At 62.9% G+C, this 16626-nt stretch carries 15 protein-coding genes; 5 read left to right on the top strand and 10 right to left on the bottom strand.

The features are described 5' to 3' along the window. Window positions 1-11: 11 nt before the first annotated feature. Window positions 12-1082, bottom strand: coding sequence for a type IV pilus assembly protein PilM (gene pilM / locus AC1RKI_RS24960; RefSeq protein WP_200899015.1), 1071 nt, complete (start codon window positions 1080-1082; stop codon window positions 12-14). A 462-nt stretch (window positions 1083-1544) separates the two neighbouring features. On the opposite strand from pilM, the gene AC1RKI_RS24955 reads away from it, so the two are divergent. Beyond that, a complete protein-coding gene (locus tag AC1RKI_RS24955; protein ID WP_061956505.1) occupies window positions 1545-3923 on the top strand; it encodes a penicillin-binding protein 1A in 2379 nt (792 codons plus the stop codon). A 66-nt stretch (window positions 3924-3989) separates the two neighbouring features. On the opposite strand, the gene cyaY is transcribed toward AC1RKI_RS24955, so the two are convergent. Next, on the bottom strand, window positions 3990-4325 hold the full coding sequence (gene cyaY, locus AC1RKI_RS24950; RefSeq protein WP_061956507.1) for an iron donor protein CyaY: 336 nt from the start codon (window positions 4323-4325) through the stop codon (window positions 3990-3992). A gap of 115 nt (window positions 4326-4440) precedes the next feature. Between cyaY and lptM the strand changes: the two genes are divergently transcribed. Beyond that, a complete protein-coding gene (lptM, locus tag AC1RKI_RS24945) occupies window positions 4441-4707 on the top strand; it encodes an LPS translocon maturation chaperone LptM (RefSeq protein ID WP_492798010.1) in 267 nt (88 codons plus the stop codon). A 14-nt stretch (window positions 4708-4721) separates the two neighbouring features. Then, the gene (gene lysA, locus AC1RKI_RS24940; protein WP_492798012.1) at window positions 4722-5984 is read left to right on the top strand and encodes a diaminopimelate decarboxylase; all 1263 of its coding nucleotides are present in this window, start codon (window positions 4722-4724) and stop codon (window positions 5982-5984) included. Window positions 5985-6054: 70 nt separating this feature from the next. Here the strand turns inward: lysA and msrQ are convergent, their stop codons facing one another. The 8 genes from msrQ to AC1RKI_RS24900 all read right to left on the bottom strand — a co-directional run bounded on the left by msrQ (window position 6055) and on the right by AC1RKI_RS24900 (window position 14330). Next, a complete protein-coding gene (gene msrQ, locus AC1RKI_RS24935; protein WP_084003959.1) occupies window positions 6055-6750 on the bottom strand; it encodes a protein-methionine-sulfoxide reductase heme-binding subunit MsrQ in 696 nt (231 codons plus the stop codon). Next, window positions 6750-7757 carry a protein-methionine-sulfoxide reductase catalytic subunit MsrP gene (msrP, locus tag AC1RKI_RS24930; RefSeq protein WP_492798043.1) on the bottom strand — a complete coding sequence of 336 codons (1008 nt, stop codon included), beginning with the start codon at window positions 7755-7757 and terminating at the stop codon, window positions 6750-6752. Before msrP ends, msrQ begins: the two co-directional genes overlap by 1 nt. A 75-nt stretch (window positions 7758-7832) precedes the next feature. Further along, window positions 7833-8663 (bottom strand): anti-sigma factor family protein, encoded by an 831-nt coding sequence (locus tag AC1RKI_RS24925; RefSeq protein WP_244786224.1) that lies wholly within the window; start codon window positions 8661-8663, stop codon window positions 7833-7835. Then, window positions 8660-9193 (bottom strand): RNA polymerase sigma factor, encoded by a 534-nt coding sequence (locus AC1RKI_RS24920; protein WP_061956518.1) that lies wholly within the window; start codon window positions 9191-9193, stop codon window positions 8660-8662. The genes AC1RKI_RS24925 and AC1RKI_RS24920 overlap by 4 nt, the downstream gene beginning before the upstream one ends. 32 nt (window positions 9194-9225) lie before the next feature. Continuing rightward, a complete protein-coding gene (locus AC1RKI_RS24915; RefSeq protein ID WP_061956520.1) occupies window positions 9226-9654 on the bottom strand; it encodes a COG4315 family predicted lipoprotein in 429 nt (142 codons plus the stop codon). A gap of 250 nt (window positions 9655-9904) precedes the next feature. After that, window positions 9905-11062, bottom strand: coding sequence for a c-type cytochrome biogenesis protein CcsB (gene ccsB, locus AC1RKI_RS24910; RefSeq protein WP_200899016.1), 1158 nt, complete (start codon window positions 11060-11062; stop codon window positions 9905-9907). A 165-nt stretch (window positions 11063-11227) separates the two neighbouring features. Continuing rightward, window positions 11228-13477 carry a cytochrome c biogenesis protein ResB gene (locus AC1RKI_RS24905; RefSeq protein ID WP_492798015.1) on the bottom strand — a complete coding sequence of 750 codons (2250 nt, stop codon included), beginning with the start codon at window positions 13475-13477 and terminating at the stop codon, window positions 11228-11230. Between the two features lie 193 nt (window positions 13478-13670). Beyond that, on the bottom strand, window positions 13671-14330 hold the full coding sequence (locus AC1RKI_RS24900) for a c-type cytochrome (protein WP_061956524.1): 660 nt from the start codon (window positions 14328-14330) through the stop codon (window positions 13671-13673). A gap of 331 nt (window positions 14331-14661) precedes the next feature. Between AC1RKI_RS24900 and yihA the strand changes: the two genes are divergently transcribed. Then, window positions 14662-15342, top strand: coding sequence for a ribosome biogenesis GTP-binding protein YihA/YsxC (gene yihA, locus AC1RKI_RS24895; RefSeq protein ID WP_061956526.1), 681 nt, complete (start codon window positions 14662-14664; stop codon window positions 15340-15342). A 278-nt stretch (window positions 15343-15620) separates the two neighbouring features. Then, a complete protein-coding gene (hemB, locus tag AC1RKI_RS24890) occupies window positions 15621-16613 on the top strand; it encodes a porphobilinogen synthase (protein WP_061956528.1) in 993 nt (330 codons plus the stop codon). The last annotated feature ends 13 nt before the right edge of the window (window positions 16614-16626 follow it).

Below are 16626 nucleotides of genomic sequence, written 5' to 3'. Positions count from 1 at the left end.
CCCTCGATGGGTTATTGCAGTCCGCGCAGCGCCAGTCCCGCACTGACGATGTAGGCAGGCAGGTCGCGCTGGAGATAGCGCTCGTTGACCTTGCCTGCGGTCGTCATGTTTGCGAAGGGATTGGCCAGCGTGGTCGTGATCTGCGTCTGCTGCTGGATCGCTGCCTGTACGCCTAGCAGCGACGCGTGTCCGCCGGACAGGAGGATTTCGTCGACGCGACCGAGGCTGGAACTGGCGATGAAGTTGCCGATGGCGCCCTGCACTTCCATCGCCAATGCCTCGAGCGACGGCTTGAGCAGTTGCGCGCGCCAGGCTTCGGGCAGCGTGTTCTTGCGCTTCTTGATCTCCGCCTTGAGCGCATCGAGCGTGAACATGCGTGCCGCACTCTGCGTGAGCTGGTCGCCGTAGCTGTTCAGCGGCTGCTCGTACAGTTCCTTCCAGCCCTGGTAGAAAATGGCCTTGGAGCGGCTTCCGCCAAGATGGACGACCGCCACCACGGGCAGGTCCTTGGCATCGGTCTCGGTCAGGCTGGCGGGAACGCCCAGCATCTGCACGACCGAACGCTGCACGGCGTATTCCTCCACATCCATGACCTGCGGTTTCAGGCCGGCCATCTCGGCCGCTGTCACGCGTTCCTGGACACGATCACTGTTGGCGGCCGTGACGCGTACGCCGATGCCGCCTTCCGTTTCGCTGGGACCAATCACCGCGAAGTCGAAATTCACCGCCTGCGAAGGCGGATAGAGGCGATGCGCCTCGGATTCGACCTGCGAATAAAGTTCGTCCTCGGACAGGTTGTCCGGAAGACTGACCGTCTGGGATTCCGTCAGCATGGACGGCACGCCAAGCACGACGTCCTTGGTGCGGATGCCGGCCTTGCCGAGCGCGCGTTTCAGCGCGATGCCCACGGCTTCGATGTTGACCACGTTGCCATCGGCAACGGCGTTGCGGTCCAGCAGTTCGCTGGCGCATTTTTCCAGCCTGAAGTCGTTCTTGCCCGTCCCCACGGACAGCTCGACGACCTTTACGCTGGACGACCCAATATCTACGCCGACCGTAGTTCGGCGTAGAAGACCCGACAAGATGCCCCGTCGCAAGGTGACCCCCTGACATTTGAACTCGCCCACGGCATGTCTGCTCTAATGGTGCGAGCCAGTTTCTTGGATGAAACGTTTGCTCTTTTATGTTCGTGGATTCTCACAAAATCCGGAGGCGCTGGCAATGTGCCGGTTCGACCACGCTTTCTTTTTCAGGGCCGCGTTGCCAAAATCCGACGAATGCCCGAAAGCCGGTCACAGGCCCGTCGCACTCCGTTGTGCAAGAGCGACTCCTCCCAGCCTCACACCCCACCGATTAAAGCACTCGTTCCACTGTCTGGCACCGCCCGCAAACCCGCGCCGCGCCTGCCCTCTTCACGGCGTGACAGCCTGATATCAACGGCATTACATCTTGTAACAGCGGCATAGCGGCTTCGGCGGCACTGCGCGTGAGGAACCGGGGAGTGCCGACGATATAATCCGGGCACTCTTATTAGGTAAACCCTTATGGCCACAGCACAACAGAAGCCGTCCCTTCCCGTCCGCCGTCCGCTATGGATGCGGATCACGTTCTGGGTACTCGGACTGCTTGTCGCGGGCGCTGTCGCCGTGGCGCTGCTGGTGGGCTATGCACTGGTCGTCGCGGCGCCGAACCTGCCCTCGCTGGACACCATCACCGACTACCGGCCGAAGATTCCGTTGCGGATCTATACGGCCGACAACGTGCTGATCGGCGAATTCGGCGAAGAGCGCCGCAACTTCGTGCCGATCACCGAGATTCCCGATGTCATGAAGAAGGCGGTGCTCGCCATCGAGGACGACCGCTTCTACGAACACGGCGGCGTCGATTTCGTGGGCGTGCTGCGCGCGGGCCTGGCCAACCTGCGCGGCGGGTTGTCGCAGGGCGCCTCGACGATCACCATGCAGGTGGCCCGCAACTTCTTCCTGTCGAGCGAAAAGACCTATACGCGCAAGATCTACGAGATGCTGCTGGCCTACAAGATCGAGGCCAACCTGAACAAGGATCAGATTCTCGAGCTGTACATGAACCAGATCTATCTGGGGCAGCGCGCCTATGGTTTTGCCAGCGCCGCGCGCGTGTATTTCGGCAAGTCGATCAAGGACGTGACGCCGGCAGAAGCCGCCATGCTGGCCGGCCTGCCCAAGGCGCCGTCGGCCTATAACCCGGTGGTCAATCCGCGCCGCGCAAAGGTGCGCCAGGAATACATCCTGCAGCGCATGCGCGATCTGCACTACATCACGCCCGAGCAGTACGACCAGGCCGTGCGCGAAGAACTGAAGGTGCGCAGCGAAGGCAATGAATTCTCGACGCACGCCGAATACGTGGCGGAAATCGTGCGCCAGCTGATGTACGCGCAATACCGCGAAGAAACCTATACGCGCGGCCTGACGGTCTACACCACGCTGACCAAGACGGATCAGGATGCCGCGTACGAGGCCGTGCGCAGCGGCATCATGACCTACGAGCGCAAGCACGGCTATCGCGGCCCGGAAGCCTTCATCGATCTGCCGTCGGACAGCGCGGAACGCGAGCAAGCCATCGACGACGCGCTGGTCGAACATCCCGGCAGCGACGATCTGCGTTCGGCCGTGGTGACATCGGTCACGCCCAAGCAGGTCAAGGCAACGCTGCTGTCCGGCGAGGTGGCGACCATCGAAGGCACGGCGCTGCGCTTTATCGCGCCGTCGCTGTCGGCCAACGCGCAGCCCAAGGTAAAGATCCGTCCCGGCGCCATCATCCGCGTGACGCAGGACGCCAAGGACAACTCGTGGTCGGTCACGCAATTGCCGGAAGTGGCGGCCGCGTTCATCTCGCTGAGCCCCGAGGACGGCTCGATCCGGTCGATGGTCGGCGGCTTCGATTTCAACCGCAACAAGTTCAATCACGTGACGCAGGCGTGGCGCCAACCCGGTTCGAGCTTCAAGCCGTTCATCTACACCGCCGCGCTGGAGAAGGGCTTTTCGCCGGCCACCGTGATCAACGATGCGCCGCTGACGATCGGTCCCGACACCGGTGGACAGGTATGGGAGCCCAAGAACTACGATGGCAAGTTCGAAGGCCCGATGACCATGCGCCGCGCACTGGCGAAATCGAAGAACCTGGTGTCCGTGCGTATCCTGCGCGCCATCGGCACGCAATATGCGCAGGACTACATTACGCGCTTCGGCTTCGAGGCCGACAAGCATCCCGCCTACTTGCCGATGGCGCTCGGCGCCGGCAGCGTGACGCCGCTGCAAATGGCCGGCGCCTACTCGGTATTTGCCAACGGCGGCTATCGCGTGAATCCGTACTTGATCCAGCGCGTGGAGGATTCGCGCGGCAAGGTGATTTCGGAAACCCATCCGCAAAAGGCCAATGAGGATGCCGTGCGCGTGCTGGACGCGCGCACTGCTTTCATCGCGGACAGCATGCTGCGCGAAGTGGTGCGCAGCGGTACGGCGAATCCCGCCAAACAGCGCCTGGGACGCAACGACCTGGCGGGCAAGACCGGCACCACCAATGACGCCGTCGACGCCTGGTTCGCCGGCTACACGCCGAAGCTCGTTGCCATCGCCTGGATGGGATACGACCAGCCCAAGAGCCTGGGCGTGCGCGAAACCGGCGGCGGCCTCGCGTTGCCGATCTGGGTCGGGTATATGAGCAAGGCGCTCAAGGGCGTACCGGAAAGCCCCGAACGTCAGGCGCCGGAAGGCGTGGTCATGGTGGCCGGCGACTGGACGCTCGAGGAAAATGCCGGTGGCGCTGGCGTGGCGTCTGTCGGCCTGGGCGATCCGTGGCCCGGCAAGCCGGAGGAAAGCTCGCGCCCGCCGCAGGACACCGAGGCGGAGAAGAAAAAGATTCTGGAAATGTTTGGCGGCGCGTAACCGTCCCGCGCACAAAAAAACCGGCCCTCGCGGCCGGTTTTTCTTTGGTGAATGGCGCGTGACGGCCTACTTCAGCGTCAAAGCCGCGCCCGCCTGCTGGCTCAGATACCCCGACAGCGCGGCATAAAGCTCGGCGCCGCTGCGCGTATCGACCCATTTGCCGCCATCGTGCCGAAAGTGGAAACCGCCGGCCTTGGCGGCCACCCAGAGTTCCTGCATTGGCGCCTGGCTGTTGACGATGATCTTGGAGCCGTCTTCGAATTCCAGCTCCATGACGTTGCCCGTGCGGTTTATCTCGATATCGGCATCGGCGGCGTCGGCGGCGGCTTCGATGGCCGTTTCAAGCTGATCCAGGGCCGCACCGGCCAGGGCCAGGAACTCGGTTTCATTGAGGGGGGGCATGCTACACTCCAAGGCCGCCGGCAGCCCGTCCCGACAGGCCAATGCGCCGGCATCAAATTGATGGAAATCGTGGAAGCGTCAGGCTTCCGACAGCCATCCAGAAGCCATCCAGACAATGAAGGACTCCCCGATGCTGCGTCGTGGTGCGATTGTATCGGCGTTTGCCGCCACGCTCGCGATGACCCTTGCCGGCTGCGGCATTCGCGGCCCGCTGTACATGCCGAGGGTGCCGCCCGAGCCCACGCCGCCAGCCGTGGCCGATCCGGGCCTGGGCCAACCGGGCGCCACGCCTCCGGCAGCCCGGCCGGCCAACGACCCGGCGACATCGGCACCAGCCCCCGTGGAGCCCGCAAAAGGCACCTCCGCCCCCTCCGCACGTTGAGTGCGTACCAGAACATGACTGATTTTTTTCATCGCGGCAAAGATGGCGCCCTCGCCGTCGAGCAAGTACCGCTGGCGCAAATCGCCGCGGCATTCGGCACCCCCACTTTCGTCTATTCCCGCGCGGCGCTGACCGCCGCGTACGGCGCGTATGCCGCCGCCTGCAAGGGCCGCAATGCGCACGTGCAGTACGCGGTCAAGGCAAACTCCAACCTGGCCGTGCTGCAGGTGTTCGCGCTGCTTGGCGCGGGATTCGACATCGTTTCCGGCGGCGAGCTGCTGCGCGTGATCGCGGCGGGCGGCGACCCCCGCAAGGTGGTTTTCTCGGGCGTCGCCAAGAGCGAATCCGACATGGCGCTGGCGCTGGAACACGACGTACGCGGCTTCAACGTCGAGTCGATTCCGGAACTCGATCGGCTGAACGCCGTGGCCGGCCGTCTGGGCAAGCGAGCGCGCGTGTCGCTGCGCATCAATCCCGATGTCGATGCGAAGACCCATCCGTATATCTCGACGGGTCTGAAGGGCAACAAGTTCGGCGTGGCCTTCGAGGACGTGCTGCCTACCTATCGCGCTGCGGCGGCACTGCCGCATCTCGACGTGGTCGGCATCGACTGCCACATCGGGTCGCAGATCACGGAAGTCGCGCCGTATCTGGAGGCGCTGGACAAGGTGCTCGATGTCGTCGAGGCACTCGAGGCCGAAGGGATCAGGCTGCAACATATCGACGTGGGCGGCGGCCTGGGGATCACCTACGCGGACGAGACGCCGCCGGACATCACTGGCTTTGCCACCACGCTGATCGACCGCGTGGCGGCGCGCGGGCACGGTCATCGCGAAGTGCTGTTCGAACCGGGACGCTCGCTGGTGGGCAACGCCGGCGTGCTGCTTACGCGCGTGGAATTTTTGAAGCCGGGCGCGGCGAAGAATTTCTGCATCGTCGACGCGGCGATGAACGATCTGGCGCGCCCTGCCATGTACGAGGCGTATCACCGCATCGAGCCGGTGATGCCGCGCGGCGAAGCGGCAGTGTCCTATGACGTGGTGGGCCCGGTGTGTGAATCGGGCGATTGGCTGGGTCGCGATCGCGCTCTGGCGGTGCAGCCGGGCGACCTGCTCGCCGTCATGTCAGCCGGCGCCTATGGCTTTGTCATGAGCTCGAACTACAACACACGCGGCCGCGCCGCGGAGGTGATGGTCGACGGCGACGCCGTGCATCTGGCGCGCGAGCGCGAACTGCCGGCCGATCTGTTCCGCAGCGAGCGTTTGCTGCAGGGCTGAACGAGGCTTCTGGCTCATCTGCATCGAAGGCGACGGAAACGTCGCCTTTTTTATTGCGCGTGATTGAGCGTCATTGCGCGCCCGGCATCGCGCGAGGTTTGCGCACCCACCACCAGACGCGCATCGCCAGCAGCACAAAGACTACTGCGGCGTAGATCGATACTTCGCCGAAATCATTCTTGCCGGCCTTGTGCCACCAGTAATGCAGGATGGCGAGAACCGCGATGCCATAGACGGCGCGATGCAACGCCTGCCAGCGGCGGCCGCCCATCCATCGCACCGCTGCATTGAAGGACGTGGCGGCCAGAGGGACCATCAGCACGAACGCCGCAAACCCCACGGTGATAAACGGACGCTTCCCGATGTCCTTGATCATGTAGGCGACATCGAAACCCCGATCCACCGCCAGCCACAGCATGAAATGCTGAACGGCGTAAAAGAACGTGAACAACCCCAGCATGCGGCGCAGACGCAGCAACCAGTGCCACCCGGTCAACTTGCGCAACGGGGTGATGGCGAGCGTCACGCACAGCATGACGAGCGTCCATGTGCCCGTGGAACGTGTCACGAATTCGAGCGGATTGGCGCCGAACTGCGACGTGGCGCCGAGGTAGAGCAGGCGCAGAAATGGCAGCAGCGCCAGCAGCCAGACCAGCACCTTCACGGCGCGCACGCGCGCCGGTGACAGCGTCATGCCGCTGGGGCCGCGTGCGGCGGATCGCGGTGTGCGGGCGCGCGCGGCGGAAGCCAGATCCGGTTCCGCCATCAGAAATTCTTCTTCAGGTCCATGCCCTGATAAAGCGATGCCACCTGCGCGCCGTAGCCGTTGAACGGTAGCGTCTTGCGCTTTGGTGCAAACAATGCGGAGAAGCCACCGCCGCCCTTGTCCTCGCCGATGCGGCGCTCGGTGGCCTGGCTCCATCGCGGGTGGTCGACGTCCGGATTCACATTGGAATAGAAGCCGTATTCGTTGGGCGCGGCGATATTCCAGCTCGTGGGCGGCTGCTTGTCGACGAAACGAATTTTCACGATCGACTTCGCACTCTTGAATCCATACTTCCACGGCACCACGATGCGTACCGGTGCGCCGTTCTGGTTCGGCAGCACCTCGCCGTACAGACCGAACGTCAGCAGCGCCAACGGATGCATCGCCTCGTCGAGACGCAAACCCTCGCTGTACGGCCACTGCAATACGCCGCTGCTGATGCCCGGCATCTGCTTCTTGTCTGCCAGCGTGATGAACTGCACGTACTTGGCTCCCGGTTGCGGCTCGACGCGCTTCATCAACTCGGCCAATGGAAACCCAATCCACGGAATCACCATCGACCATCCCTCAACACAGCGCATCCGATAGACACGTTCCTCCATGGGCGCGAGCTTCATCAGCTCGTCGATATCGTAGACCTTGGGATGCTTGACCAGCCCTTCCACCGCCACTTGCCACGGACGCGTCTGCAGCGTGCCGGCATTCTGCGCGGGGTCCGACTTGTCCGTGCCGAACTCATAAAAGTTGTTGTACGTAGTGACGTCCTGATACGGCGTGCGCTTCTCCGTCACCACGTAGGCATTGTTCGCCGCGGCAGCCAGCTTTGGCAACTTTCCCGACGCGCCCTGTGCGTGCGCAGGCGTGGCGAACCACGGCGCCACCGCGCCGGCGGCAGCGGTTCCTGCCAGCGCCATCCAGCGGCGGCGCGACAGATAAACCGCGTGGGACGTGACTTCCGATGCGGCGATGTCATCACCGCGCAGCCATTTGGGCGAAGGTATCAGCATGGTCTGGAATATTGAGAATTCATGTCGCATTGGACATCAAAAACGCGGTCGGCGTACGCGACACCTGCGCGACAGCTAGCTTCGCTGCGATTGCTGGTAGACGGTCTGCGCCAGCGCCAGCAATCTGTCGCGTTCGAGTGGCCCCGCCAGCGCGAAGCCGAGATCCCGATCCACCCAGTAGAACGCCATGGCAGCGCGTCCGGCCGGCTGTCGCGCCACGCTTGGCGGCATCCGCTCAAGCCGGAATGCCGTGTCCGGCGTGCCCTGAGCCATGCGCGTCAGTTGCAGCGAAAGCCGCGTGCCGTCATCGCTTTCGTACATCAGGATCGCCATCGGGCCGCCCTCCGACGCGCCCAGGCGTCCGCCGATCAGCCGGAAACCTTGCGCACCAAGATCCGGCACCGGCAGCCGCGCGCCGAGCCGCTTCGACAGCCATGCGATCAGATGTGCCTCGTCGCTGGCCGGCACTTCGACGGCATGGCGGACCTCCGGGGCGAAAACGACATGACTGGCCAGTGCCTCGCGCGCAAAGCGCTCCATCGGTAGTGTGGCGACGGTCGTGGACCCGAGCCGATCGTGCGCGTACCAGCCGCCTGCGCCGCCGACGAACAGTGTTGTCAGGCTGGCAGCGAGCGCCAGCGACCAGCTCGGTCGCAGTCTGGGGGCAGCGGGGCCGTCGTGGAGCTGGCGCGGCAGCGCGGCCAGCGGCACCGCTTCGTTAAGGACGCCGTCGAGTCCGGCGTGCAGCGCCGCCGCCTGCCGGCGCCAGGCTTCGATCCTTTGCGCCGCTTCGGGATCCGCCGCGAGGAAAGCCTCGACCTGCGCCCGGCGCGGGCCCTGCAGGTAGCCATCCGCATAGGCATGGAGGTCGGCTTCGCTCACCGGAATTTGAGGGGCACTCATCATTTCACCCGCTGCAGCGTGGTTGGCGGTGCAGCGTCCGTCTTGCCGCCATCGAGCAGGCGGCGCATGTGTTCGCGCGCACGGGCCAGTCGTGACATCACGGTGCCAATCGGCACTTCCAGCACCTGCGCGGCTTCGGCGTACGAAAACTGTTCCAGGCTAACCAGCAGCAGCACCGCGCGCTGCGCCTCGGGCAACCGCGCCAGGGCGTCGAGCAGATCGCGCCGAAGGCCGGGATCGGCACCCGGCGCGGCCACATCGGGCAACGTATCGGTAGTGGTGACGAGATCAGCCCGACGCAGGGTGTTCAGGCGCAGCCGGTGCATGAGCGTCAGCAGCCACGGTAACAAACCGTCCGCGCCGTCCCCCCAGAATGCGCCGGGGCGCAGGCGAAAGCGCCAGCGATAACGCAGGGCACGCTCGAGCGTGTCCTGCACCAGATCGTCGGCCAGCGTAGTGTCGCCGGTCAGCCCGCGCGCGTGGCGCCGCAGACGAGGCGCCAGCAGCACCAGTTGGCGTTCGAAGGCTTCCATGCGGCAGCGCGGGCTATGTCGTCAGCAGGCCATCAGGGCTTGGCGACGTGCCAGACATTGTTGACGTTGTCGCCGGTGCGATCGCCGGGCTTGGCATCCTTCGCGAATCGATACAGCGGCATGCCGTTGTAGGCGTATTGCCGAGTGCCGTCGTCGCGCGTGATGACGGAGTACTTGCCCGACGCCGTCTTGCCCGGCTCGGCCAACAGCGGCGGCCAGTTGGTGGCGCACATGCCGTTGCAAACGCTCTTGCCGCCATTGGCGGGGTCGCGATCGAAGGTGTACAGCGTCAGGCCTTGCGGGTCGGTCAGCACGCCGCCTGTGACTTTCACGGTCGGCGGCATATCGCCGCCGCCCATGCCCATCCCCATGCCGGAACAGCCGGCCAGCAGGACGGTGGCGGCGCCAAGCGCCAAGGCCATCGGACGAAACGCGGTTACAGCGCTGTGACGGGTAGCCATCTTTTGGTCTCCTTCTCCTGAGGCGATGCCGACAGCCGGCACCGTTGTCCTTCAGTAAACACCGTATGCGACGCATTTATTCCGCGACGACTAAAAAAAGTGGCGACCTGTAGCGGCAGGCGTACTTTTGAGCACTTATGGCGGTGCATCGGAATCCGGCCGACAGGGGCTGGTCTGCGCAATCGTCCAGGCGGGCAATAAAAAATGCCTGCCACATCGGCAGGCATTTTTGGTTGGCGGGGGCGAGCGCTTAAAGTTCGCCGTAGCTGTGCAGCCCGGATAGGAACATGTTGACGCCCAGGAACGCGAAGGTGGTGACCAACAGGCCGACGAGCGCCCACCACGCCGCAACCGTACCGCGAAGTCCCTTCATCAGGCGCATGTGAAGCCACGCCGCATAGTTGAGCCACACGATCAGCGCCCAGGTCTCCTTGGGATCCCAGCTCCAGTAACCACCCCAGGCTTCCGCGGCCCACAGCGCGCCGAGAATCGTGGCGATCGTGAAGAAGGCGAAACCTACGGCGATCGCCTTGTACATCACATCGTCGAGCAGTTCGAGCGACGGCAGGCGTTCGGCGAGGATGCCGCGCTGTTTGAGCAGGTACGCAACCGAAACCATCGCCGCCAGCGCAAAAGTGCCATAACCGATGAAGTTGGCCGGTACGTGGATTTTCATCCACCAGCTTTGCAGTGCCGGCACCAGCGGCTGGATTTCCTGCGCATTGCGCGTGACGGTGTACCACAGAAGGAATCCCACGGCCGCCGACACCACCAGCATCACAAACGGCCCCATGGCGCGCGTGGCGTAGCGGCGCTCGTAATAGAGATAGAACAGCGACGTGATCAGCGTGAAGAGGACGAAAACTTCGTACAGATTCGAGATTGGAATGTGACCGATATCCGCGCCGATCAGGTACGACTCGTACCAGCGCACCATCAAGCCGGTGAAACCGAGCACCACTGCAGCCCAGCAAAGCTTGCTGCCGATGCTGGAGCCCGTGTCCGACTTCGAGGCAAATCCCACCCAATAGAACAACGTGGAGAGGAATACCAGCGCACTCATCCAGAGAATCGCCGACTGGCTGGACAGGAAATACTTGAGGAAGAATGCCTGGTCGGCCCGCGCCAGACTGCCCTGATACAGCTGGATCGCGAACAGCGACAGGAACGCGATTCCCACCATCAGCGGCCGCACCGGCTTCCAGTGCCAGCCCAGCAGCGCAAATGTCGGCACGGCGGCGATCAGCACGGCCTTGTCGTACACGTTCATCCAATGGCCGTAGCGCGCGAGCGCGAAGCCCGCGCCGACCACCAGCAACAGCGCGAAGCCCCAGTCCACCCAACTCAGGCGACGCAGGAAGGAAGGCTCGAGGTACGCGGCATCCGAATACGCGAGATCGCCCGTCATGCCGTTAGGTGCGGTCGATTGCTGCGGCGTCAGGCCCGAAGAAGCTTGGTTTATGTTCGAGGACATTGGCATTCCTGCTCAGTAGCGCGAAGCGCCCGTTTTATCTGCTTTATCTTTGCCGCCGGCCGGCCAAATATCGGCGAGCCAGTAGACCGTCGATTAGTACTACAGCGCAGGCCGGTTCTTATCACCCTGCCCTGATGCGCTCGATTCCGGCGGCTCATGCGCCATCGGCGTTCCGGGTGCCGCGGTGTGCACTATCGGCTGTGCACCGACCGCCCGACCGATGTCGTCCCGCAAGGCCTCGAATTCCTGCTCGAAATCCATGGTGCGACGTTGCGTGGACATCGCCATGAGCAAATGGCTTCCGGCTGGTGAGCCATCGTCGTTCGTCCGGTTATCCCTGACCCAGATCCAGACCCGGCGTTCGCGGATGTAGAACATTGCGAACACACCAAGTACCAGCAGCAAACAGCCAAGATACACGATGTTCTTGCCAGGTGCGCGGGTCATCTGGAACACGCTCGCCTTGACCTCCTGGAAGTCGTCGAGCTGGAGAAACACAGGTGCGGCGTAGAAGAAACTGTCCGACAGCGCATTGATGGCCTGCTGCAAGAACACGCCGCTCCTGGCATCGTTTGCGATGGCCGGCAGCTTGTCTTCCTCGCGCGCCAATTGCCACAGTTCCCACATCGACCCGTTCAGGATCTTCAACAGCACATCGGCCGCCTTCTGTTGCTCGGCCTGCGGCACCGATTTTTCGAGGAAGGCAGCAATCGCGGTAAAACCGCCCGGCGGCGCATCGGGCGACGACCGCGTGGCACCCGCAAACAGGTCCATTGCCCGGAGCGCGCTTTCGGCCAGTTGTTTGCGCAATGCTTCCTTGTCGGCACCCGGCATGGAGATCTCGGCAAAACGTCGGGCAGCTTCGCCGCGCTTGGCCGGACTTTGCAGCGCTGCGCGCAAGCGCATCCAGTCGGCCACGCTGTGTTGGTCGTCGGCAGGAATGCGCAGATAACGGAACGGTTCGCTCGGCGACTCCCGCATGCCCGCCAGAAACACGGTCTGGCCATCGAGCTGCACGGGCAGCATGTAGTTGTTGAATTCGCGCGCCTGCCCGGTGCGGTCACGCAGCTTGTACTGGACCGACGGGCCAACGTTGCGCAGATTCTTGTCCTTGTCCAGATTCGCCGCCGAACCCAGATGCTGTTCGAGCGTGTTGAGCGATTTGCGCGCCACGCCGCGCGCATCGACCTTGCCGGAAGCGTCGGTCACCGTCTCGACATTGATCTGGCGAAAATCGCTGAACTCTACGGTCAGGCCATCGTTGTCGGCCGTTGTCCCGGTTCCGGCGAGTGGCGTGTTGCCACCCACGGTGCCGGCGATCGAAAACGTCTGGTGCGCACTGCCCGCCATCGGGTAACCGACAAACTTCAGGCGCGACCCACCGTCTTCGAAACTCGACTGATAGATGGCAATACCATCGACAATCAGCGGCTCATTGACCTTGATCGTCGCTTCCGTCTTCTTGCCGCTTGCACGATCCGTCACCACCACATCCGACGCAAACAGCTTCGGCATGCCCGTGGAGTAGTAGTCGACCGTGAACTTCTTGAGCATGATCGTGAACGGCAGATCCTGCACCAGCGCGCCGTCCGAGATATTGAGAATTGCCGTGGACACCGTGGCGCCCTCCGGTACGAAGGCATTGCCGCGGAAGCCCGGGTTGCTAGGCGACAGACGGTGTTTCGCGGGTATCTCGCTGATGATGGCATTGCCGTCGATGGGCGACTTGCCGCCGAACCACATTTGCGCGCGAATCAGCATGTCACCGTCCAGCAGCCCGCCGATGCAGATCACGACAATCGCCGAGTGCGCGAGGATATAGCCGAGCTTGTTGGCCGCCCCGGCCTTTGCGGCAAGCAGCGTGGCGCCTTCGTGTTCCACCGGCTTGATGCGAAAGCCGCGATGGCGCAGCAACGCGGCCAGACGCGACACCGCATCGGCGCGACCGCGTGTCGTTTGGTATTCGCCGCGATGATGAAACGACCGCAGACTGCGCTCGCGCACATGGTCCTTCCACGACCGCATCTCCACGATCATCTTCGGCGCGTTGCGCGTAATGCACAGCGACGTGGAGATAACCAGAAACGCGAGAATCAGCAGAAACCACCACGAGCTGTAGACCTTCTGCAGCGACAGCGCGTGGAACAGATCCGCCCAGAACGGGCCGAACTGGTTGACGTAGTTCGGATACGGCTCGTTCTGCTTGAGTACTGTGCCGATGATGCTGGCGATGGCAATCACCGTCAGCAGCGTGATGGCGAACCGCATTGAGGACAGGAGTTCTACGAACTCGCGAAGCACGCGGTGATGAGTCCTCAGGTGCAATCCTGAAGTGGAAGGATTCGACATATGCGGGTAATGCCTGAATGCGGTTCGACGCCATTGGTGGCGCCAGTGTTGTATGCCGAGGTGACGCGTGATGCGGCGTCGAAAATAAAAAAGGGTGGACATGCTTTGGCAAGCAGGCCACCCTCTTCGATTGTCGCGCGTACTGCCGGTTCACCCCTCTCGGGAAAACCAGGAAGTGCGCGCCAGATACGACTTAACGGACGCCGGCGACGTAATCCGCCACCGCCTTGATCTCGGCATCCGACATCCTGGCGGCGATCGTGCTCATGACCGAATTGTTCTTTCGGGTGCCCTGGCGGAACGCCACCAGTTGCGCTTCGGTGTACTCGGAATATTGGCCTCCGATACGCGGATACTGTGCAGGAATACCGGCGCCCGTGGGGCCATGGCAGCCGGCACAGGCCGGAACGCCCTTGGCGGCAATGCCTCCGCGATAGATCTTCTGGCCCTGCTCGATCGTATCCTTGTTCTTGGCCGTGGCAGGCTTGAGCTGCTGCTTGGCCAGGTAAGCGCCCACGTCCTTCATGTCCTGGTCGGACAGGGCGCCCGCGTACAGGGACATGATGGCGTTGTCACGCGCCTTGGCCTTGAAGTCGACCAGCTGCTTGTGAACGTATTCGGCTTGCTGCCCTGCCAGCTTCGGATTGGCCGCCGCGCTGCTGTTGCCGGCAGTGCCATGGCAGGAGAAACATGCAGGAACATTGCGATCGGGTACGCCTTGCGTGTAAAGCGTTTCGCCTCGGGCGGGGTCTGCTTTCGCGGCGGCCTGCTCTGCGGCAGTTGCCAACCCAGTCATTGCACCGAGCGGAACAGCCAGCGCCATGACACCCAAAAGTTTCGCAATGCGGTTCATTCTTACACCTTGTCAGAATTGTTATGAACACCGTAATGCATGCCGGTCAGTGCTTGCGGCGGGGGGAAACGCCTTGCAATGGCAAGCCTGAGCGCGCGTATGCGCGACGCCGCGATTTGATCTGGGACATCATACTAATGACCCACGATCGATTTAAGACATCGCCGATGACATCCCGCAAGGATGCCACACGTCACCCGCTCAGGAGACCGTAAACCGGGTTATTGTACAATAAATCGCTTTCCGGATTGACTTAGGTCAGTCTCTGTGGCGGCGTCATCACTGGCGTCCTGCCAGCCTTGCGGTCCGCCCGCTACCACGCACCCTGCGCATGTCCCTTCTACATCAGGCCCGATTCTTCAATACCGTCAACCATCTGCGCGACCTGCCCGCCACGGCCGTGCCGGAGGTGGCGTTTGCCGGACGTTCCAATGCCGGCAAATCGACGGCCATCAACACACTGTGCAACCAGAAGCGACTGGCATTTTCTTCGCGTACGCCCGGCCGCACACAGCACATCAATTACTTCACCGTGGCGCCCGCCAAGGCGACTGATCCCCTCGGTTTTCTGGTGGATTTGCCGGGATATGGCTATGCCGAAGTTTCCGGCAGCGCGAAATTTCATTGGCAGGGCTTGTTGTCGGATTACGTTCAATCGCGTCAGCAGTTGAGCGGCCTGGTCCTGATGATGGATGCGCGCCGCCCGTTTACGGATCTCGATTGCCAGATGGTCGAGTGGTTTCTGCCCACGGGCAAGCCCATCCATGTCCTGCTCACCAAGGCCGACAAGCTGACCAACAGTGACAACGCCAACGCGTTACGCGAAACCAAGCAGATGCTGGCCGACTATGCGGCCCAGATGGACAATCCACCGCCGCTGACCGCGCAGCTTTTTTCGGCGCTGAAGCGGCGGGGCATCGAGGAAGCACAGCGTGTGGTGGCAGGCTGGTTGTCTTTGCCCGAGGCGTTGCCGCCGGAGCAGGCGCCCGGCGCCGAATCGCCGCAAAGCTGAAGGCCATGCGTTGTGCGCCGACCGGAAAGGCATAAAAAAAACCCCGTTGCAAGCAACGGGGACGAACTTTCCCACCGGTTCAGGGCGGGTACCCGCTCAGGGAGGAGTAGCGGGGGACACCGCGCTGCGCGAAGCAACACAGGGTGTCCGCGAGTATGATAGCGGGCACGCACAAAAGTTCTTTTTTCTTTCTGTGCATTCGATTGACCGGTCACCGGAACTGTTCGCGGTGACGCGTGCCACGCATTCCCCCCACGACTCAATCCTCCCCGAAAGCCATGTCCACGTTTCCCGAGTACCGTCCCCGCCGCATGCGTCGCGACGATTTCTCGCGTCGCATGATGCGCGAAAACCGTCTTTCGCCCGACAACCTGATCTATCCGGTGTTCATCCTGGAAGGTCAGAACCAGCGCGAAGCAGTGGCGTCGATGCCCGGCGTGGAACGCGTCTCCGTAGATCTTCTGATGCCGATTGCCGAGGATTGCGTGAGGCTCGGCATTCCGGTGATCGCGCTTTTTCCAGTCATAGATCCGTCGCTGAAAACGCTCGACGGTATTGAAGCGACTCGCGCCGAGGGACTGGTGCCGCGCGCCGTACGCGCGCTGAAGGATCGCTTCCCGGAACTCGGTGTGCTGACCGACGTGGCGCTCGATCCGTATACGAGCCATGGCCAGGACGGCGTGCTCGACGACAACGGCTACGTCATCAATGACATTACGGTCGACATCCTCGTCAAGCAGGCGCTGGTGCAGGCCGAGGCGGGCGTGGATATCGTAGCGCCGTCCGACATGATGGATGGCCGGATTTCCGCGGTGCGCGCGGCATTGGAGGACGCCGGTCACATTCACACGCGCATCATGGCGTATTCGGCCAAATATGCGTCGGCGTTCTACGGGCCATTCCGCGATGCAGTCGGTTCGGCAGCGAATCTGGGCAAGGGCAACAAGATGACCTACCAGATGGATCCAGCCAACAGTGACGAAGCGCTGCGCGAAGTCGCTCAGGACATCATGGAAGGCGCCGACATGGTGATGGTGAAGCCGGGCATGCCGTATCTGGACATCGTGCGCCGCGTGAAGGACGAGTTCCGTTTCCCGACTTATGTGTATCAAGTCAGCGGTGAGTACGCGATGCTCAAGGCTGCGGCGCAGAACGGTTGGCTTGATCACGACAAGGTAATGATGGAATCGCTGCTGGCATTCCGCCGTGCCGGCGCCGATGGCATCCTGACCTACTTTGCCCGCGATGCCGCGCGCCTGCTGAAGGCCTGAGCCGCGCTTCCTT

The organism is Cupriavidus sp. GW822-FHT06G04, from assembly GCF_058799075.1.
The sequence above is the reverse complement of the archived record's forward strand: the minus strand, read 5'-3'. Positions and strand labels throughout refer to the sequence as shown.